This window comes from Rhizobium sp. CCGE531 (assembly GCF_003627795.1).
Lineage (GTDB): Bacteria > Pseudomonadota > Alphaproteobacteria > Rhizobiales > Rhizobiaceae > Rhizobium.
Map to the genome: position 1 here is coordinate 350,575 of NZ_CP032687.1, position 20,867 is coordinate 371,441.

At 58.6% G+C, this 20,867-nt stretch carries 18 protein-coding genes; 17 read left to right on the forward strand and 1 reads right to left on the reverse strand.

Annotated features, from left to right (window positions below):
- Positions 1-37 precede the first annotated feature (37 nt).
- Both CCGE531_RS31510 and CCGE531_RS31515 read left to right on the forward strand, forming a co-directional pair.
- Positions 38-1,132: an ABC transporter ATP-binding protein gene (locus CCGE531_RS31510; RefSeq protein WP_004128856.1), complete on the forward strand. Its 1,095-nt coding sequence runs from the start codon at positions 38-40 to the stop codon at positions 1,130-1,132.
- 18 nt (positions 1,133-1,150) lie between these two features.
- Positions 1,151-2,923, forward strand: coding sequence for an ABC transporter permease subunit (locus CCGE531_RS31515; RefSeq protein WP_120670875.1), 1,773 nt, complete (start codon positions 1,151-1,153; stop codon positions 2,921-2,923).
- Between the two features lie 381 nt (positions 2,924-3,304).
- On the opposite strand, the gene CCGE531_RS31520 is transcribed toward CCGE531_RS31515, so the two are convergent.
- Entirely contained in the window at positions 3,305-4,189 is an 885-nt protein-coding gene (locus tag CCGE531_RS31520; RefSeq protein ID WP_004128868.1) for a MurR/RpiR family transcriptional regulator, read from the reverse strand.
- 234 nt (positions 4,190-4,423) lie between these two features.
- On the opposite strand from CCGE531_RS31520, the gene CCGE531_RS31525 reads away from it, so the two are divergent.
- The 15 genes from CCGE531_RS31525 to CCGE531_RS31595 all read left to right on the forward strand — a co-directional run bounded on the left by CCGE531_RS31525 (position 4,424) and on the right by CCGE531_RS31595 (position 20,867).
- Positions 4,424-5,749, forward strand: a complete 1,326-nt coding sequence (locus CCGE531_RS31525) for an aspartate aminotransferase family protein (protein ID WP_120671017.1) — start codon at positions 4,424-4,426, stop codon at positions 5,747-5,749.
- Positions 5,750-5,761: 12 nt separating this feature from the next.
- Positions 5,762-6,298, forward strand: a complete 537-nt coding sequence (locus CCGE531_RS31530) for a carboxymuconolactone decarboxylase family protein (protein WP_120670876.1) — start codon at positions 5,762-5,764, stop codon at positions 6,296-6,298.
- 136 nt (positions 6,299-6,434) lie between these two features.
- Positions 6,435-7,649, forward strand: coding sequence for a Xaa-Pro peptidase family protein (locus CCGE531_RS31535; protein ID WP_244441502.1), 1,215 nt, complete (start codon positions 6,435-6,437; stop codon positions 7,647-7,649).
- A 181-nt stretch (positions 7,650-7,830) separates the two neighbouring features.
- Positions 7,831-8,298, forward strand: a complete 468-nt coding sequence (locus CCGE531_RS31540; RefSeq protein ID WP_004128880.1) for an Lrp/AsnC family transcriptional regulator — start codon at positions 7,831-7,833, stop codon at positions 8,296-8,298.
- 141 nt (positions 8,299-8,439) lie between these two features.
- Positions 8,440-9,624, forward strand: coding sequence for a M20 family metallopeptidase (locus CCGE531_RS31545; RefSeq protein WP_120670877.1), 1,185 nt, complete (start codon positions 8,440-8,442; stop codon positions 9,622-9,624).
- A 29-nt stretch (positions 9,625-9,653) separates the two neighbouring features.
- A complete protein-coding gene (eutB, locus tag CCGE531_RS31550; protein WP_120670878.1) occupies positions 9,654-10,643 on the forward strand; it encodes a hydroxyectoine utilization dehydratase EutB in 990 nt (329 codons plus the stop codon).
- Positions 10,640-11,629, forward strand: coding sequence for an ectoine utilization protein EutC (gene eutC / locus CCGE531_RS31555; RefSeq protein ID WP_004128888.1), 990 nt, complete (start codon positions 10,640-10,642; stop codon positions 11,627-11,629). The genes eutB and eutC overlap by 4 nt, the downstream gene beginning before the upstream one ends.
- A gap of 121 nt (positions 11,630-11,750) precedes the next feature.
- Positions 11,751-12,467 (forward strand): hypothetical protein, encoded by a 717-nt coding sequence (locus CCGE531_RS31560; RefSeq protein ID WP_120670879.1) that lies wholly within the window; start codon positions 11,751-11,753, stop codon positions 12,465-12,467.
- Positions 12,468-12,497: 30 nt separating this feature from the next.
- Entirely contained in the window at positions 12,498-13,679 is a 1,182-nt protein-coding gene (locus CCGE531_RS31565) for a Xaa-Pro peptidase family protein (protein ID WP_120670880.1), read from the forward strand.
- Between the two features lie 118 nt (positions 13,680-13,797).
- Positions 13,798-14,853, forward strand: coding sequence for a C45 family peptidase (locus CCGE531_RS31570; RefSeq protein ID WP_004128892.1), 1,056 nt, complete (start codon positions 13,798-13,800; stop codon positions 14,851-14,853).
- Between the two features lie 409 nt (positions 14,854-15,262).
- On the forward strand, positions 15,263-16,666 hold the full coding sequence (locus CCGE531_RS31575) for an aspartate aminotransferase family protein (RefSeq protein ID WP_120670881.1): 1,404 nt from the start codon (positions 15,263-15,265) through the stop codon (positions 16,664-16,666).
- Positions 16,667-16,804: 138 nt separating this feature from the next.
- Positions 16,805-18,214 carry an aldehyde dehydrogenase family protein gene (locus CCGE531_RS31580; protein WP_120670882.1) on the forward strand — a complete coding sequence of 470 codons (1,410 nt, stop codon included), beginning with the start codon at positions 16,805-16,807 and terminating at the stop codon, positions 18,212-18,214.
- A 104-nt stretch (positions 18,215-18,318) separates the two neighbouring features.
- Positions 18,319-19,017 carry a CoA transferase subunit A gene (locus tag CCGE531_RS31585; protein WP_004128896.1) on the forward strand — a complete coding sequence of 233 codons (699 nt, stop codon included), beginning with the start codon at positions 18,319-18,321 and terminating at the stop codon, positions 19,015-19,017.
- Between the two features lie 16 nt (positions 19,018-19,033).
- Positions 19,034-19,663: a 3-oxoacid CoA-transferase subunit B gene (locus tag CCGE531_RS31590; RefSeq protein ID WP_004128898.1), complete on the forward strand. Its 630-nt coding sequence runs from the start codon at positions 19,034-19,036 to the stop codon at positions 19,661-19,663.
- A gap of 70 nt (positions 19,664-19,733) precedes the next feature.
- Positions 19,734-20,867 carry an acetyl-CoA C-acetyltransferase gene (locus tag CCGE531_RS31595; RefSeq protein ID WP_004128900.1) on the forward strand — a complete coding sequence of 378 codons (1,134 nt, stop codon included), beginning with the start codon at positions 19,734-19,736 and terminating at the stop codon, positions 20,865-20,867.

Sequence of the window (20,867 nt, forward strand, 5' to 3'; positions counted from 1 at the left end):
TGCCAAAGTTGCTCATCAGTCCTGCTGGAGTATCGTAATGAACTTGAATCTGAAAAATCATCTTCCTGCCGAGGACGAAGTGTTGCAGAAGCTTCCGGATACCGCTCAAATCGAATTTCGCAATGTTTCCAAGATCTATGGGGCCGTTGCTGCGGTTAAGGATATCTCCCTTTCTGTTTCGCGCGGCGAGTTCCTTACGATTCTTGGACCGAGCGGTTCTGGCAAAACGACAGCATTGATGCTGCTCGCCGGCTTCACGACCCCTACCGGAGGAGACATCCTCATTTCCGGCAAGTCCGTGTCCGAAGTCCCGTCTTACCGCCGCGACCAAGGCATTGTCTTCCAGAGCTATGCACTTTTCCCGCACCTTACGGTGCATCACAACTTGGAGTTCCCGCTCGAAATGCGCGGCATCAAGGCCTCTGACAGAGCGTCGCGGGTCAAAAGAATGCTTGAGCGTGTTCGCCTGGGTGAGTTTGGCGAGCGCATGCCATCACAATTGAGTGGGGGCCAGCAACAACGCGTGGCCGTCGCGCGCGCCTTGATTGCAGATCCACCGATTTTGCTGCTGGACGAACCGCTGGGCGCGCTCGATCGAAATCTGCGCGAGCAGATGCAAGTGGAAATCAAAGAGCTGCACAAGGAGTTTGGGAAAACGACCATCTGCGTCACCCACGATCAAGAAGAAGCACTCACGCTTTCGGACCGCATCGTTGTCATGCGCGCCGGTCAAATCGAGCAGATCGATACACCGGAGGCCTTGTACGATCGCCCCAAAACGCGCTTTGTCGCCAACTTCCTGGGTGAAGCAAATATCCTCGAAAGCGTTGATTTCAAGATTGAATCGGACGTTGTTCCTTCTTCCGGTATGGTATCGATGCTTCGGCCGGAGCGCATTTGCGTCAGTGTGCCTTCAGCAGCAAGGCGCGCAGATGCGGACCACAGACAGTCCGTCTCGGGGATCGTGGACGATATGATCTATGCTGGACCCTTGAGGAAGTACCGGGTGCGGGTTGGGAATGCGACGCTGATCGCGCGCGAACATGTGGCATCGGGCCAGCAAGTCTTCCGTCCGGGCGAAGAGGTTCGCCTTGATTGGCTTCGATCCGACATCCGGTTTGTCGCTGCGTAAAGCGGAAGGACAGCATCCATGACAACACTTCAGAGAATCCGGTCCACGCCGATGTTGCTAACTTTGCCAGCGTTCGCTGTGCTGTTTGCGATTTTCGGCATACCCATGCTCCTTCTTTTCGCGACCAGCCTCAATGCGCCAAATCTGTCTTTTGCGAATTATATCGCTTTTTTCGAACAGCGCTCATTTGTCCTGATCCTGATTCAGACCTTCAAGATCAGCTTCATAGCCACGGCACTTTGTTTGATCATCGGCTACCCGACGGCTTATTTGATTACGATCGCCGGCCGTGCAAGACCAATCCTCCTGGTGCTTGTCTTCCTACCTTGGCTGACGAGTGCTCTGGTTCGGACCTACGCATGGACTGTCGTCTTGGGTGATAGTGGATTGATCAACCGCGTGTTGCTCAATTCGGGCATAATCGATAGCCCTTTGTCTCTCATCTATAATCGTTTCGCTGTTTATGTTGGCATGGTGCATATCATGTTGCCCATGATGATTTTGCCGATTGTCAGCGTGATGATGAGCATTGATACTTCCTTGATGGCAGCCGCTCGCAGCATGGGCGCAAAGCCGTTCACCGCCTTTCTCCGGGTCTTCGTACCTCTTAGTGTCCCGGGCGTTCGAAGCGGCTGCATATTGGTTTTTGTTGTTTGCCTGGGCTTTTACATCACGCCACAAGCATTGGGCGGCTTGGGCGACACCATGCTTTCAACCCTCATCAATTCGCAGCTTACAACATCGTTGAACATTGCGGCGACCGCCGCGGCAGCCTTTATATTGTTGGCGATGGCGCTCGCGGTTCTTTCCGTAGCGGGCGTCAATCTCGCCGGCGCGCATGGACAGCCTGCTTCAAGCGAGCAGAACGCCCGACGACGTAAACTGCCTTCATTCGACAAGGCATCCCGCTATCTCAACGAGTTTCTCGTCCCGTATCGGGCGCGACGCTGGGCAGCAAAGCTCCATCAAGCGCAGCGGGAAACCCCGTGGTCCAAGATTGCGGGGGCAGCATTCCTTGCCGTCGTTGTCATCTATCTATTGGCGCCCGGTTTCATCGTGATCATCGTCTCGTTCAATGCAGGGGAGTTCCTCGAGTTCCCACCTAAGGCTGTTTCGCTCAGATGGTACTATTCGTTCTTCAACGACCCCTCGTGGATCGGCGCATTGTGGAACAGCTTCCAATTCGGCGTAATTGTCAGCGTGGTATCGACCATAGTCGGCACATTGGCAGCGTTTGGCCTCAGCCGGTGCTCGTCGCGCTTGCGCTCGGGTCTAACCATGGTGATCCTGACGCCGATTACCTTCCCAATCATTGTTGTTGGTGTTGCTGTCTATACCGGGCTGGCCAAACTAGGATTGGTTGGAACGAACACCGGGATCATCCTGGGCCAGACGATCGGAGCCATCGGCTATGTCGTTGTCATCGTCCTTGCGACACTCGCAGGATTCGACAGGAGGCTGGAACAGGCGGCAATGAGCATGCGCGCCGGGCCGACCCAGACGTTCATGCGGGTTACTCTCCCGTTAATCCGCTCTGGTATCATCGGCGGCGCGCTCTTCGCGTTCTTGGCTTCCTTCGACGAGGTCATCATCACGTCGTTTGTCAGTGGCTATGCGATCCCGACATTGCCATTGAAAATGCTGGAAAACCTGAAGCAGCAACTTGACCCGACGATCGCTGCCGTTGGCGCTTTGCTGACAATGTTGCCAATCGTCTGGCTGGTTGCGCTTTATTTCACGCTTTGGCGCGGAAGAGGGGCGTTGAAGAGTGCTCCGGTCGCCGCGACCTGAGTCATCATACTCATGCCGGCTCCGTAACTCGCAGCCGTGAAACTGACTGCCTGTCCCAGAGCGAACTCTGGGGCGGGCTCCTGGCTCGAAGACTGCCCGGCGCATTTACTGCGCAATGGAGCTCATCAATCGCTTGTGCTCAAAGCCGAAGCCGGTCACGACGGACTTTCTAGGCAAGCTCTGGTTTCATTGACGCATTAGACGGTCATCCCTCGGGTGACGGCGCGTTCCCTATTTGCTGTCAGTCCGTTCTTTGCGGGACAATTCCGCGGCAACCATCAGGTCCACTCATCGGACATCGACTGATGTGCGAATAACTTCAATTCCGGTTGCAAGGTCAGGAGGCGCCGTTGGCGCGAGTAGCCGGCCTCGTAAACGTCGCTAAATCTTTCGTCGCGGAATGGACGTCGCATACGTGTTCATTGCAGAAAGATGGCGATCGGCTAGCTTCAACTCTTTCAAGGCCGCCGCACGATCTCGGCTCGCCAGTAGACCACATAGAACTTCAGAGACGGCCAGCGCTGGCGCCAGCGTGTGAAAGAATGTTTGGCTTTCAGTCGGAAAGAAGACAACGTGCTCTGCGATCGTCACCAGGGGAGACACTTCGCTGTCGGTGATCGCCAGGATGGACAGTCCCTTCTCACGGGCGGCCTCGGCAAGCTCAAGCGTCTGAAGCGAATAGGGGTTGATGGAAATCGCCAAAAGCACGTCCTCATGAGTTGCGCGGATGAGGGGGTCGCCGCTTGTTCCAGCCGGACCATCCAAGTGGACAGTCTTTTCGCCGAGCAATGTCATGACGTAGTGGAAATGCCACGCGACCGAGTGGCACGAACGCAAGCCGAGCACGAAAATCCGCCTCGCTTTTGCCAGGTGCTCCGCCATTGTATCCAAACGCGAAATCGTATCAGGGTCGCGGAGCCGATCGATCTGCGCGGAGAGACCTTGGAGCATCCTATAAGCCAAGCCCTCACCATTCGCCGCCCCTTCTTCTCTTTGTAAAGCCCTGGCCGCAAATCCGTCGGCGCTCACCCTGATGACGTCGGCGTGTTGCTCTCGGAAATCTTCATACCCGGAGAATTCAAGAAACTTCGCCAGCCTCGTCATTGTCGATGGCTGAACACCGGCATTCCGCGCGAGTTCGCGCATCGAAACGAGCGCCACCTCCTGCGGATGTTCCAATATGTGTCGAGCCGCTTGCTGCAACTGCTCGGACATGTCGTCGAATCGCTCGATGATCCGAGCGTGTAATGGGCCTTTTTGCAACATTTGCCTCACATACGATGTCATAATTCACCTGGACCATCTCTCTCGGGAACTAAAAAGTCAAACAGCCGTCGGCTATCTCACATCACAACCGCTCCAAAAATTCTGACTTGAGAGCGGGAAAACAAATGCATCAAAACGTAATTTATAAAACAGTTGTTGCATATTTCGCCAAAACCTGCAAATCAATGGATGGAAACGTTCGAAAGCCGGACGGATAAGCACCCCGAGATGACCATGACAAAAATTCTCCATCGAACGATCGGAACAACTCTGCCAACCGCGGTCGCGGGGGAGGGCATCTACGTCGTGGATAGCGAGGGCAGGAGCTACCTGGATGGGTCGGGGGGCGCCGCCGTCAGTTGCCTCGGGCACAATCATCCAGAAGTTCTTGACGCAATGAAGCTACAGATGGGTCGGATCAGCTACGCCCATACGTCGTTCTTCACGACCGACGTCGCCGAGCGGCTTGCCGAGCAATTGGTTGAACTTGCGCCCGAAGGCCTCGATTATGTCTATCTGGTGTCTGGCGGTTCGGAAGCTGTCGAGGCCGCTCTCAAAATGGCGCGCCAGTATTTTGTCGAAGTCGGGCAGCCGCAGCGGCGCCACATCATCGCACGTCGGCAAAGCTATCACGGCAATACGATCGGTGCCTTGGCAACAGGCGGCAATGCCTGGCGCCGTGCCCAGTTCAAGCCGATCTTGCCTGAAACGCATCATGTTTCTCCTTGCTATGCCTACCGCGACCTGCAGGTGGGCGAAACGCCGGAGGCTTATGCCGAGCGTCTTGCTGCGGAACTGGAAGACAAGGTTCTTGAACTTGGCGCGGACAAGGTCATGGCCTTCGTCGCCGAGCCGGTGGTCGGTGCGACGCTGGGTGCCGTTGGCCCGGTTTCGGACTATTTCAAGCGGGTTCGGCAGGTGTGCGACAAGTATGGCATCTTGCTGATCCTCGACGAGGTCATGTGCGGAATGGGGCGTACCGGCACAATCTTCGCTATGGAGCAGGAGGGCATTGTCGCGGATCTGGTCACGATTGCGAAGGGACTGGGCGGCGGCTTTCAGCCGATCGGAGCGGTATTGCTCTCCGAAAAGATCTACCGTGCGTTCGCCGACGGGTCGGGTCTGTTTCAGCATGGACATACCTATATCGGACATCCGATCGCAGCAGCGGCAGCCAGTAAGGTGGTTGAAATAATCACGCGCCCGGACATGATGGCAAACGTCATCCGGATGGGCAAGCGCCTCCAGGCCGGGCTCGATGAGGCACTTGGACAATCACCCTATGTCGGCGACATCCGCGGTCGTGGTCTTTTCCGCGGCGTCGAGATCGTGGCCGACAAAGACACCAAGCAACCTTTCGATCCGGCCCGCAAGATGCATTCCCGCATCAAGAAGGAAGCCATGCGCAGAGGCCTTATGTGCTACCCAATGGGCGGTACGATCGACGGCGCGCAGGGCGACCACGTGCTGCTAGCACCACCCTACATCATTCAGCCTGAAGAAATCGATTTGATTGTCGAACGGCTTTCCGACGCCATCCGCGCCGCAGTAGTAGACTGAGGTTCTCGCGAAATGACAACATCGTCCTGTCCGCCTATCGCTGATGAAAACTGGCCCGCGGAAATCGCGGACATGAAAACGGGCTTCGCCAGCGCGCTGAACGTCTATCGCACCATGGCTCATCATCCCGCGCTGCTGAGAGCGTGGGCTCCGCTGCGGCAGCATATCGTAAAAGATAGTGCGTTAGGTCCGGTCCGGTCCGAGCTCGTGATTTTGCGCGCGGCACATCGTATGGGCTCCGCCTATGAGTGGTCCCACCATGTAAGCCGCGCTCGCGCTCTTGGTATTTCCGATGCGCGAATCCGGAGTATGGCTGGAACTCCCGATGGCGAAGACGGCGTACTTGCCGGTGCTGTCGACGCGCTATTTGACGGCGCACGTCTGCCTTCGCATCTCGAGCAAGCTATTGCTGCGAGCATAGGTCGGCAAGCCGTGTTCGACCTTATGGCGACCGTCGGCTTCTATTCGGTGCTCGGTTTCATATTGATGACTTTCGACACGCCGATCGACCAAGACGTTGTCGACGAGATGGCTGAACACCCAATCTGATGGAGCAAAAAACGAGAGTTCGGCCTTCCGATCCAGCCGTGCCCTTAGGCTGCAGGTTCAAGCGTGGAGCCGATCAGGAGCCGATCAATACAGGGATAACGACGGCCCGCTTTGCCCCCTGACAGACGGGGAAATATTGGCGCGGCAGCCGCGGCCGAATGGGAGATCAAGAATGATAAAAGAATTGCACTTCGCACTGGGAGAATTCCAGACCCGTCTAGCAGCCGTTAAAAAGGAAATGGCGAAGAGAGAGATTGACATCCTCCTCCTCTCAGAACCGCCGAACCAGAACTACCTTACCGGCTATAATGCGTATTCCTTCTACACACCGCAAATGGTGATTGTGGCGCAAGACCACGCAGAACCGATTTGGATCGGCCGTTTCATGGACCGTGTTTCGGCTTCCATGACCACCTATCTGGCCGAGGACAATATCCGAGCCTATCCCGACACCTATGTTCAATCGGCAACGCTGTCGGCCTATACTTTCATGGCCGATATCGTGAAGGAGCTCGGAGGGGAAAAGGCGCGTATCGGCGTCGAGATGGGGGGATATTACTATCCGGCCCGCGGCCACGCAGATCTCACGCGAGCCTTGCCGAATGCAGAGTTCGTCGACGCCGATCTTCTTGTTGGATGGATCCGGCTCGTAAAGAGCCCAGCCGAGGTGGCCATTATGCATCAAGCTGGCCAGCTTGCGGATGCCGCCATGACGCGCGTCATCGATATGGTGCAAGCCGGGGTCCGTGAGTGCGATATTGCTGCTGCGATCTATCACCAGCAGATTTCGGGCACGCCCGAGTTCGGTGGCGACTATCCTTGTTGCCCCCCCGATTTGTGCATTGGCGAACGCTCAATCGCGCCGCATGCCGCCTGGACGGACGACCCCCTGCCGGAGTCCACCGTTGTCAACCTGGAACTGAACGGTTGCCGGCATCGCTACCAGGTCAACCTGGCGCGCACGATCGTCGTCGGCCAGCCTTCATCCGCTTTCCTGAACCTGTCGGAAATCGCTGTTGAGGCCTTGAATGCCGGGCTGGAAGCAGTTCGGCCCGGTCGCACCTGCTCGCAGGTCGATGCCGACTTCCGCAAGGCGCTTGCCCGCCACGGGATCGAGAAAGAGTCTCGCATTGGTTATCCGACCGGCATTGGGTTCCCTCCGGCCTCAGGCGAACGAACGGCAAGCATTCGCAAGGGCGACGAAACCGTACTCAAGCCGGGTATGGTGTTCCACATGATGCCTGGCCTGTGGCTCGACAATGTCGGGATCACGATCACACAGAGCTTTGCGGTCTCCGAAACGGGTTACGAGCCCCTGACGAAGACGCCGCGCAAGCTCTTCGTCAAATAGAGACTGTATCCGGTGCATACTCGTCTGGTTCCAGCATGTCTGCTTCGTTTCCGAAATGGCCTAACCAGTTCGGACGAGTATCTGCGCCGGGAACGTCGAAGCAACCGGCCTATGCCAGGTCGCATCGGCGCTGCAGGGCTCCGCGCGGGCTCCCCAGGTTCTTGTTTCGGGGAGGTAGGTGATGGTTGAACTCGATCGCGCCGACATTGCGCTTCTCCAAGCCGTTCAGAAAAACAACCGGCTGACCTCTGAAGAACTCGCGGGGATGGTCCACCTCTCGCCGACGGCGTGCCAACGGCGTTTGAGAAGGTTGCGCAACGAGGGCGTCATCGAGGGAGACGTTTCCATCGTCTCGCCCAAAGCAGTCGGACGACACATCACCATGATCGTCATGGTGTCCCTTGAACGGGAAAGGGCCGACATCGTCGATCGATTCAAGGCTGCGATACGAAATACGCGTGAGGTGATGATGGGTTTCTACGTAACGGGAGATGCCGACTTCATGCTCGTGATTACCGCGAAAGATATGCAGGACTACGAGCACTTCACGCGCCGGTTTTTCTATGAAAACGCAGATATCAAAGGCTTCAAGACCATGGTTGTGATGGACCGTCTCAAGGCCAGCTTCGCTATCCCGCTCGAGGTGTAGTGATGATGTCGCAGCGACGGATCCAGTGTCACCTCCATTTATGCAGGGACCCTGCGTGATGTGCATTCGAATCGACGGGCCGCGCAGCTCCGCTGCTAGGTGCAACAACAGACACCATGACGACTAGACCAGGAGACCACCATGAACATGCCTACCAACAACTTCCTCTCCGAGGTCGAGCGTAACGCAGTCGTCGAGATGCGGCACGCCATGCATCGCGAGCCCGAACTTTCCAACAACGAGTGGAAGACCCAGAAGCGGATTATCGAGACCTTGGCCGCCTTCGGCCTGACCGAAGCAAAGACGTTTCACAAGACCGGTGTCTATGTCGATATCCAGGGCTTGGCCCCAGGCGCAAATCGTTCGATCGCGATGCGCGGAGACATCGACGCGCTTCCCATTCAGGAAGCCCGCGACGACCTGCCGTATCGGTCGCAAGTGCCAGGCGTCATGCATGCGTGCGGTCATGACATGCATGGCTCAATCGCCTTGGGAACGGCGCTCGCTTTCCATCGCATGCGCGAAAATTTCTCAGGCAGGCTGCGAGTGTTCTTTCAACCCGCTGAAGAAGCAGAACCACTTGGCGGCCGGACTGTCGTTGAAGAAAACTTGCTAGACGGGTTCGACGCCGCAGTGGGATTTCATGTCCGCACTGACATTCCAGCCGGCTCCTATGGCGCCCGTGCGGGCGCCGTAACAAAGTCAGCGGATCAGTTCTCGCTCGAAGCTATCGGGACGATGGCACACGGCGCCAAGCCTCACTTGGGCGTGGACGCGATCGCGATAGCAGGCGCCTTCATCAACGAAGTTCAGAAGGTGGTGTCGCGCGAAATGCCGGTTGACGATGGCGCTGTCGTTACGATCGGCACGATCCACGGCGGGGAAGCGACGAACATAATCTGCCCTTCGGTCACAATGACCGGAACGATCCGGACGAGCAGTCCCGAGAGGAGAAAGTTGCTGGTTCAACGGGTGCGCGAAATTGCCGAGGGCGTTGCTGCGATCCATCGAGGCCGGGCCGAATTTAGCTCACACGCGGGCGAGCCTCCTGTGGTCAACGACAACTCAATGGTCGAGCGATTCAAGCAGATCGTCGTGCAGTCCGATGGCGAGGACAAATATATCGAGGGTTCGGCAAGCTCCGGCAGCGATGACTTTGGTTTTTACTCCGGCTGCATCCCGTCAATCTATTTCTGGTTCGGCAGCAAGGAGCCGGGAAACGAATCCGGCGTCCATACGCCGACGTTCGGGGTGTCCGACCAGACTCTCGTCCCGACAACCGAGCTGGCGATCCGCTACTGCTGGGAACTCTTTCAAAGCGCGTAACGCGCGGCTGGTGCGGAGGGAGGACCTTGATGATTGACCTCGACGACATTGAAGGCGCAAAACGGCGCATCAAAGATCACATACTCACTACGCCGCTCGCGCATTCTCCGTCTCTGTCGAACTGTTGCGCTGTGCCCGTATATCTAAAGCTGGAGCACCATCAGACGACAGGCAGTTTCAAGCTGCGCGGCGCCTTCAATGCCATTCTTCAACTGTCCGCGGACGAGCGGGCACGCGGCGTTGTGGCCGCGTCGACGGGCAATCACGGTCGTGCTCTGTCGTTCGCAGCCAACACGTGTGGTGTGACGGCCACGATCTGCATGTCGAACCTGGTCCCCGAAAACAAGGTCTCGGAAATTCGCCGGTTAGGTGCCGAGGTCCGTATCGTCGGAAAATCCCAGGATGACGCTCAGGAAGAGGCCGAGAGGTTGGCGGGCGAGGGACGGTGCCTCGTCCCGCCGTTCGATCACCCGGCAATCATTGCCGGTCAAGGAACGCTAGGGCTAGAAATCGTCGAAGCGTTGCCGGACGTGGCGACTGTGCTCATCCAGCTCTCGGGGGGCGGTTTGGCTTCTGGGGTGGCGGCAGCCGTGAAAAGCCAGCGGCCGGATGTGCGTATCATTGGGCTCACGATGGATCGCGGCGCTGCGATGAAGGCAAGCCTTGATGCAGGTCGCCCGGTGCAGGTCGATGAGTTTGAAAGTCTGGCGGATTCGCTCGGCGGCGGGATTGGCCTCGCCAATCAATGGACTTTTCCCATGTGCCGCGACCTCTTGGACGATGTCATTTTGTTGAGCGAAGCCGAAATAGCGGCTGGCATCCGACATGCATACCTCCAGGAGCGCGAGATCGTCGAAGGCGCAGGGGCGATTGGCATCGCGGCGCTCCTGGCGAACAAAGTGCGCAACCTTCATGGACCCGTCGTGACTGTGCTGTCGGGCCGCAACATCGATATGAATTTACATCGTCGCGTCGTGAGCGATGAGACAGCAGATATTATTGCGAGGACCACGTCATGAGATCGATGACCATTTTGACTGAACGGCAACTGAGAGATCTGGTGACTCTTGATCTGGAGGCTGTGCGTTGCGTGGAAGAGGCATTTCGCACGCTTGCAACAAAAAAAGTGGTGATGCCGCCAATTCTTCGCCTCGATATTTTGGAGCATCGCGGTGAGGTTGACGTCAAGACGGCCTACGTACCTGGTCTCGATGGCTTCGCCATCAAGATCAGCCCCGGCTTTTTCGGCAATCCCGAAATTGGCTTGCCCAGTACAAACGGCCTTATGGTTTTGCTGTCAAGCAAGACCGGTTTGGTTCAAGCATTGTTGCTGGATAATGGTTATCTCACCGATGTTCGGACGGCCGCAGCAGGTGCCGTGGCTGCAATGCACCTCGCTCGCAAAGACGCGTCGGTGGCTGCTGTCTTTGGCGCTGGTATGCAGGCGCGCCTACAGTTGCAGGCGCTCATGCTGGTCCGACAAATTCGTGAGGCGCGGATTTGGGCGCGTGACGCTGCCAAAGCCAACAAGACGGCCCGAGAACTGTCTGACCAATTGGGCATCAGCGTCATCGCTTCCGATAGCCGGGAAGCAGCCGTTGCCGGTGCGCATGTGATCATCACCACAACGCCGGCTGATCAGCCGATCCTGGAAGCTCGATGGCTCGAACAAGGACAGCACATCACGGCGATGGGCTCCGATGCCGAACACAAGAACGAAGTAGAGGCCGAGGCTATTGCGCGCGCCGATCTCTACGTGGCTGACAGCCTCGCTCAGACGCGACGCCTCGGTGAGTTGCATCACGCGATTGAGGCGGGGGCTGTCGCGGAAGATCGTGCCCTTCGAGAACTCGGCCAGATTGTTGCCGGTGCTGTGGCTGGACGCACCGACGATCGCCAGATCACGATCGCCGATCTGACCGGGACGGGTATTCAAGACACTGCCATTGCAAATCTTGCTTTCGCAAGAGCGCTGGCCGTCAAAGCCGGAACAACAATAGACTGATGACGTGCCTGGGCCGGCACTGAAGTCGGTGGCCGCCTGGGCGTGAGGCGCAGTCGAGCAAGTTCACACGTCTTACGATACTCGCATTGACCAAACCCGTCCGAAATCGAGGAACTTCATCATGACTTCGCAAAGCAGCACTGTTCTTGGACTACTTGAGCTGGATGAAGGCGTGTCACCAGACAGTCCGCTTCTTAGCCCGCGCGAAGGATCCCTATTGCACCCGGCAACGTTTGGCGGGCCTGTGATCACGGAAATGGTGGAAGGCGCCTTTGCAGATGTTGTCATTCGAGGTGATGCTTCGCTGGAACACGCCTGCATTGCGGCTGCACAGCGATTGGTCGATCGAGGTGCCAACGTTGTTGCCGCTGACTGCGGCTTCCTTATCCGCCACCAGTCTGCAATCTCTGCAGCAGTCAATGTACCCGTCATAACCTCAAGCCTTCTACTCATTCCGACTTTGTTACGTCAGCTATCGCCCGCGAAAAAGCTCGCGGTATTAACAGCGGATTCGCGACATTGCACCGAAGACCTGTTGGGCATCCAGCACCCGGCGGATCGGAAGCGCGTGGTCGTCGGAGGCATCGAAGGTGGCGTATACGTGCGCAATGCCGTGGCGCGGCCGTTCGTGCGGACAGCGCTGGATCAGATCCAGCAGGAGGTCGGTGCCCGTATCGATCAACTGCGCTCCGACCACCCCGAGATTGCGATGATACTCTTCGAGTGCACTGGCTTCCCTGTCGTTGCAAATGCCCTTCGGCTGAAGACAGAACTGCCCATCTACGACATTACCGACCTCTGCAAACTGACGCTTGCGACTGTGACCGCCCGCGTCTGACTTAGCGCATCCAAATCTAAAGGAACTGAAATGTCTGACGAGAAACTACGGTTCGAACTTTCTGAATACAGAACACGCCTCGAGAAGGCGCGCAGCGCCATGGAGCGAGCTGGCATAGACGTACTGGTCGTTACCGATCCCGCTAACATGGGCTGGCTTACCGGTTACGAGGGCAACTCGTTCTACGTGCCACAATGTGTTGTTGTGTCAAAGGACAAGGATCCCCTCTGGTTCGGCCGTGGTCAGGATGCCAATGGATGCCGTCGCACGGCATATATCGGCGAGGATCGGATCAGGTGGTACGAGGACCACTACGTTCAGTCAGACACCTTGCACCCCATGACCGTTCTTGGCCAGTTCCTCACGGATGAGGGGCACGGTTCAGCCATAATCGGTCTGGAGAAGGACAGCTACTATTTCTCACCGGCCGGTTTCGAAGCCCTTACAGCCGCACTTCCCAACGCGCGCTTCAAAAACGCCATGCGCATGATCAACTGGGAACGCATCGTCAAATCCCCTCGTGAAATCGAATATATGCGCGGCGCCGGCAAGATTGTCGAAGCGATGTATGAGCGCATCACAGAGGTGCTGCGGCCGGGAGTAAAACAGTCGGACATAATCGCTGAAATTTCCTATGTTGGCACCCGTGGTGTGGGCGACTACTGGGGAGATTATCCGTCAGCCGTACCCAACCTTGGCGCCGGTGCCGATGCCTCAGCTCCTCATCTGACGTGGACTGATAAGCCCATTCGCGCGAACGAAAGCATCTTCTTTGAACTTGCTGGTGTACACAAACGGTACCACTGCCCGCTCTCTCGGTCGTACTATCTCGGTAAGCCGAGCCAGCAAATGCTGGATGCTGAGAAGGCCGTTTTGGAAGGCATGAGCGCCGGCCTTGAGAAGGCTGTGGTGGGAAATTACTGCGAAGATATCGCTCTGGCCTACGGAAATGCCCTTGCGAAATACGGTCTGAAGAAGGCAAGCCGCGCCGGCTACTCCATTGGCATGGGATACCCGCCGGCGTGGGGCGAGAACTCCGCCAGCTTCCGCGACGGTGATAAGACCGAGCTGCGCCCAGGCATGACATTTCATTTCATGTCCGGGCTTTGGTACGACGACTGGGGTATCGAAATTACCGAAAGTTTCTTGATCACGGAGGGCGAAGTCGAATTCCTGTCCAATGTCCCCCGCAAGTTGCTCGTTATCGAGTGAGTCCAATCCCCGGGCGAAATCGTGATCCACAATGCGCCCGGTGACGCCTTGCCACAAGGAGGCGTGGCTTCCTTGAATTGGACACCTCAAGTGCGAAAGAAACGATGAGGAAAGTCGCATGTCCAAAAATCCCATTTCGCGCGTCCGTGCCAAGGGCGATGCCTTCTCGATCGGCGTGACACTCGGACGAGCAAGCGCTTCTGCTTTCCGAGAGCGCGTCTTGCACACTGAAGAATATCGGGCGTTGGATACCCGGTGGCGCCGATCTGCATATTTGAAGGCTCTCGAAGCTGCGGCGCGCGCAACCTATCCCCGCTTTGTGCGCGAAATCGAGGGCATCGCCGAAGGCGCCGGTCAAGATTTCGATTCGATCTTCCTCTGGAATTGCCGCGGAGACCTTCGGCTTCCCGAGGATGTCTCCCCGGCAACAGGGTCGGTTGCTGCCAATGGATGCACGACACTCCTGCTGCCGGCGCAGGACGACCGCCCCGCAATAATTGCCCATAACGAGGACGGTGACCAAGCGCTCCTCGGCGCCTGCTTTTGGGTTGAAGTCGAGCCGGACGAGGGACCAGCCTGGGCCAGCTTCATGTACCCTGGCATGCTGCCCGGCCACACGTTTGGCTTCAATGAGATGGGGCTCGTGCAGACGATAAATAACATCACCGCGCATGATCTTCAGCCTGGAGTACCCCGACACATCATCTGCCGCGCGATCCTCGACTCAAGGTCGTTATGCGATGCGGTAGAAATCCTCAAGCGCAAGGACCGTGCCAGCGGATTCCATCATAATCTCGGCGAGACGAAAACGCGCCGGCTCGTCTCAATCGAGGCTCCCGCTTCAGGCTGCGCCATTCGGGAGGCCGTCACCCCCCAAGGCCATGCGAACCATTTGATCTTCGAAGAATTCGCCCAGTTGGAGCAGACCATCAGCGCCTCTTCCCGCGATCGTCAGGCGGCAGTGGACCGGGTTACTGCCGGACAAAGGCTCGCTGAAGACGCAGAAGTCGCTCTATTCGATGAGACGGTGCCGATCTACAAGAACGGAACAATCGATGGGTCGCAAACTCTGGCGATGGGCGTGTTCGCGCTATCCGCTGACCGGGTTGATTGGAGCGTCCATGCTGCCCCCAACGAGTGCGATGTCCTGGGAGGAACGGTGCTAGTCAAGTAGGCTGGTGATGTTTTGAGGCTGCGCGGACGCTTGCGATGGGTGGAGAGTGTGGCCTGACATTCCAATCTCACTGAGGTGGGCCGGTCCTCAAGCACCCTCGATCCTCGCTTTGTTCTTCAACCTATGTCTCCGCGGTCGATCCAACCCAATGAGCCGACCGCACGGGTCAAATCAGCAAAGCCTCCACCGATAGCGAATTCCTGCAAAAAGCGAGGAAGATTGCAGGAACCCGGCGTCACCCCGGAGCGAAATGGTGCGATGAAGCTAGCACCTACAGGCAATATCATCTGAGCGGGTCGGGCAAGCGAAAGCTGTCCTCAAGTCGAGGTTTTGCTCCTCGCACTTGATCAGGCCCAGGTTCACAGGAAGAAAAGCGCGCAGCTGAAAAGCGGCGACCGAAGGGGTTAAAATGACCATCAACATCAAAGACATCGCTGAGAAAGATCGTAACTCGGTCCTGCATCCCTTCACCCAGTTGAAGGACTTTGCGACCGGCAAGCTCGGCGAACCGACGATCGTGGAGACCGGCAAGGGAATCCGCATCCAGGATGCGCACGGCAACCAGCTGATCGACGGTTTTGCCGGTCTCTACTGCGTCAATGTCGGCTATGGCCGCACCGAGGTTGCCGAGGCGATCTCTCGTCAGGCCTATCGCCTGGCCTATTATCATTCCTATGCCGCGCACACGACCGATGAGTTGGCTATCCTCTCCGACCGCCTCGTCAAGATGGCGCCCGGCAAGATGAGCAAGGTGTTCTACGGCATGTCCGGTTCGGACGCCAACGAGACCCAGGCCAAGCTCGTCTGGTACTACAACAATCTGCGTGGCAAGCCGACGAAGAAGAAGATCATTTCGCGTGAACGCGGCTATCATGGCTGTAGCGTCGTCTCCGGCTCGATGACCGGCATGAGCTTCTATCACGACCATATGGATCTGCCGCTCCCGCAGATCGATCACGCCGGTGTTCCGCATCACTATTGGGGCGCCAACCCCGGCGAGACCGAACGCGAATTCTCGGCCCGTCGCGCCGCCGAGCTCGACGAGATGATCGAGACGCTTGGACCGGACAATGTCGGCGCTTTCATCGCCGAGCCGGTGCTTGGCACCGGTGGCATCACGCCACCGCCGGAAGGCTATTGGGAAGCAATCCAGGCGGTGCTGAAGAAGCACGACGTGCTGCTGATCGCCGACGAGGTGATCACCGGCTTCGGCCGCACCGGCTCGATGTTCGGTTCGCAGCACTACGGCATCGAACCCGACCTGATCACGGTCGCCAAGGGCCTGACCTCGGCCTACTTTCCGCTATCGGCTTCGATCGTGGGCGAGAAGGTCTACAAGGTCATGGAAGAGGGAGCTGACAAGGTCGGCGCCTTCTCGCATGGCTATACCTATTCCGGGCACCCGATCGGTGCGGCCGCCGCAAACGCGGTGCTCGACATTGTCGAGAAAGAAAACCTGCCGGGAAATGCCCGCGAGGTCGGTGCCTATTTCCAGGCGCAGCTCAAGGAGAAGTTCGCGCAGCTGCCGATCGTCGGTGAAGTGCGTGGTGTTGGCCTGATGGGCGCGATTGAATTCGTTGCCGACCGTGAGAACAAGACCAGGTTTGATCCGTCGCTGAAGGTCGGTGCCCGCGTCTCCAAGGCTGCTCGAGACCGGGGCCTCATCGCCCGCGCCATGCCGCATGGCGACATCCTCGGCTTCGCGCCGCCGCTCGTCACCACCAAGGCGGAGATCGACGAGATCGTCTCGATCGCGGAAAAGGCAGTACGCTGCGTCATCGATGACCTGGTTCTGAACGGTCAGAAAATCTGACCGCCAAGCGGTCGGTCGCTCCGACCGCAACCAATGCAGTCATGGAAACGAGAACAGGGCAGGGACCTCTCCTTGCCCTGACCGACCAACTCAGCCGCCGCGCAGGTGGCGCATCATCACGCAAGAGGAAGCCGGCCTATGACCGTTGCCAAACTTCATATCACCACCAGTCTGGCGCCGATCACTGTTTACAGCCCTTATGACGGGTCTGTCCTCGGGACGATTGACGCCACGGATGCGAGCGAAATTAACGAACTTCTGGCCCGCGCCCGTCGCGGCGCAGAGCTTTCAGCCAGGCTGCCGAGACATGAGCGCGCGCGCATCCTCGAAGGAGCTGCGCGGATCATCGAGAGCCGCCGTGAAGCATTTGCCGAAACCATCGTGCGCGAAGCCGGCAAGACGATCGTCCAGGCGCGCAAGGAAGTGCTTCGTTGCGTCAATACGTTAAAGCTCTCTGCCGAGGAGGCAAAGCGCAATGCCGGTGAGATCGTACCGTTCGATGCCTATGTCGGCTCGGAACAGCGTCAGGGCTGGTTCACCCGCGAGCCGCTCGGGATCATCACCGCCATTACACCTTACAACGATCCGCTGAACCTGGTCGCGCACAAGCTCGGTCCGGCGATTGCCGGCGGCAATGCGGTTCTGCTGAAACCGTCAAACCTGACGCCGTTCTCCTCGATCAAGCTTGTCGAAGCCTTGGTGGAAGCGGGCTTGCCACCCGAGATCATCACCGTCGTTCACGGCGATCGCGAGATCGTCTCGGCTCTCGTCTCCGCGCGTGAGGTTCGCATGGTGTCGTTTACCGGCGGCTTCGCTACCGGAGAAGCGATCAGCCGCAAGGCGGGCCTTAAGAAACTCGCGATGGAGCTTGGCGGCAATGCGCCGGTCATCGTCATGAACGACTGCGACTTCGACAAGGCGGTTGAAGGATGCGTCTCCGGCGCCTTCTGGGCAGCCGGTCAGAATTGCATCGGCGCCCAGCGTGTTCTTGTCCAGGCCGAGCTTTATGAGCGCTTCCGCGATGCTTTCGTGGCGGCGACGAACAAACTCAAGGCCGGCGATCCGCTGAAGGAGGACACAGATGTCGGTCCGATGATCTCCAAGGAGGTCGCCCAACGCACCGAAGCAGCCGTCAACGACGCCATCGCCGCCGGCGCGAAGTTGCTCTGCGGCCACAAACGCGAAGGGTCGCTCTATCACCCGACGGTGCTGGAAGGTACGCCGGTGACCTGCCGCCTGTGGCACGAAGAAGTGTTTGCGCCCGTGGTCATGCTTGCACCGTTCGAGACGCTCGATGAAGCGGTCGAGCTGGCCAATGAACCCGAATACAGCCTGCACGCCGGCATCTTCACCAGCAACCTCAATGTCGCACTTGACGCCGCAGCCAGGATCGAAGCTGGCGGCGTGATGATCAACGACTCCTCAGACTACCGCTTCGATGCCATGCCATTCGGCGGCTCCAAATACGGCAGCATGGGCCGGGAAGGCGTGCGCTTCGCCTATGAAGAGATGACCCAGCCAAAGGTCGTTTGTATCAACCGTGGGTAAAGGGACCTAGCAGCCGTTTGATACCGCTGCCGGACTTTCGAACCCAAGTGAATGAATCCAGGCGGCGCCTCGGCGCCGCAACAGCCGAACCTGATGGGGGGAGAATGAACAAAATCTTCGACAATCCGACGTCAGCACTTGAGGGCTTGCTGTTCGACGGCATGTTCATCGCGGCGGGTGGCTTTGGCCTTTGCGGCATTCCGGAGCTGTTGATCGATGCGATCCGCAAAGCTGGCACCAAGGACCTGACAATCGCGTCGAACAATTGCGGTGTTGACGACTTCGGCCTTGGCGTGCTGCTGACGACCAGGCAGATCCGGAAGATGATCTCGTCCTATGTCGGTGAGAACGCCGAGTTCATGCGGCAATATCTGAGCGGTGAACTCGAGCTCGAGTTCAACCCCCAGGGAACACTTGCCGAGCGCATGCGCGCCGGCGGCGCCGGCATTGCCGGCTTCTACACCAAGACCGGCGTCGGCACCGTCGTCGCGAAAGGAAAAGAACTCAAGGTCTTTGATGGAGAGGTCTTCGTTCTCGAGACTGGAATCGTCGCCGACCTGTCGATCGTCAAGGCCTGGAAGGCGGATACCTCGGGCAATCTCGTCTTCCGCAAGACGGCCCGCAACTTCAATCCGCCGGCCGCCACATGCGGCAAGATCTGTGTCGCTGAAGTCGAGGAAATCGTCCCGGTCGGCAGCCTGGATCCCGATCACATCCATGTGCCGGGGATCTACGTGCATCGCCTGATCCAGGGTCAGCACGGGAAACGCATCGAACAGCGCACCACGCGCGCGGCGGCTTGAGGCTGGGGAGAAACACATGGCCTGGGACAGAAACCAGATGGCGGCGCGCGCTGCACGCGAACTTCAAGACGGCACCTACGTCAATCTCGGCATCGGCATCCCGACGCTGGTCGCCAACTACATCCCTGACGGCGTCCACGTGACGCTGCAGTCGGAGAATGGCCTGCTCGGCATCGGTCCCTTTCCGTCCGAGGGTGAGATCGATGCCGATCTGATCAATGCCGGCAAGCAGACGGTGACGGCACTGCCGCATTCCGCCTTCTTCGATTCAGCGCAGAGCTTCGCGATGATCCGCGGCGGCAAGATCGCGATGGCGATCCTGGGCGCGATGGAGGTAGCCGAGAACGGTGACCTCGCCAACTGGATGATCCCCGGCAAGCTCGTCAAGGGCATGGGTGGCGCGATGGATCTGGTTGCTGGTGTGAAGCGGGTGGTAGTCGTCATGGACCACACCAACAAATCAGGCGAATCTAAGGTGCTGAAGGCCTGCACCCTGCCGCTGACCGGACAAAGCGTCGTCGATCGGATCATCACCAATCTCGGTGTGCTCGACGTCGTCGATGGCGGACTGAAGCTGGTCGAGCTTGCCGAGGGCGTCACCGACGGCGAGATCCGCAGCGCCACCGAGGCGACCATCGTCAACTAGGCCTGAGCCTTTTGCCGAGTAGCTGGAGCCGGCCTGTGCCGGCTTCGCGAGGACCATAGAGGAGACCACCATGAGCATCCCATCGATCGTCATCGCCAGTGCTGGCCGCACCGCGGTCGGATCCTTCAACGGCGCCTTCGGCAACACGCCGGCGCATGAGCTCGGTGCTGCCGTCATCAAGGGCGTACTTGAGCGCGCGGGCGTCGAAGCGGGTGAAGTCGACGAGGTGATCCTCGGCCAGGTGCTGCAGGCTGGCGAGGGCCAGAATCCGGCGCGCCAGGCAGCGATGAAGGCGGGTGTCCCACAGGAAAAGACCGCCTGGGGCATGAACCAGCTCTGTGGCTCGGGCCTTCGCGCCGTCGCGCTCGGCATGCAGCAGATTGCAACCGGTGATGCGGATATCATCGTCGCTGGCGGCATGAAGATGGGCGACTTCAAGATGATCGACACGATGATCAAGGACGGCCTGACCGACGCCTTCTACGGTTATCATATGGGCATCACCGCCGAGAACGTCGCCCGTCAGTGGCAGCTCAGCCGCGAGGAGCAGGATGCGTTCGCACTCGCCTCGCAGAACCAGGCCGAGGCCGCACAGAAGGCTGGGCGTTTCGCCGACGAGATCATTCCCTTCATCGTCAATGGCCGCAAGGGCGACGTCACCGTCGACCAGGACGAATATATCCGCCACGGCGCAACGCTCGACCAGATGACCAAGCTGCGTCCGGCCTTCGACAAGGAAGGCACGGTCACCGCCGGCAACGCCTCCGGCCTCAATGACGGCGCCGCCGCCACCCTGCTGATGAGCGAAGCGCAGGCTTCCAAGCGCGGCATCCAGCCGCTCGCCCGGATCGTCTCCTGGGCAACGGCCGGCGTCGATCCGCAGGTCATGGGCACCGGCCCTATCCCGGCTTCGCGCAAGGCGCTGGCCAGAGCCGGCTGGGCGATCGGCGATGTCGAGCTGGTCGAGGCCAACGAGGCTTTCGCGGCGCAGGCCTGCGCGGTCAACAAGGACCTCGGCTGGGATCCTGGCATCGTCAATGTCAATGGTGGCGCCATCGCCATCGGCCATCCGATCGGTGCCTCCGGCGCCCGCGTGCTCAACACGCTGCTCTTCGAAATGAAGCGCCGCGGCGCCAGGAAACGTCTGGCAACGCTCTGCATCGGCGGCGGCATGGGTGTCGCCATGTGCGTGGAAGCGATGTGA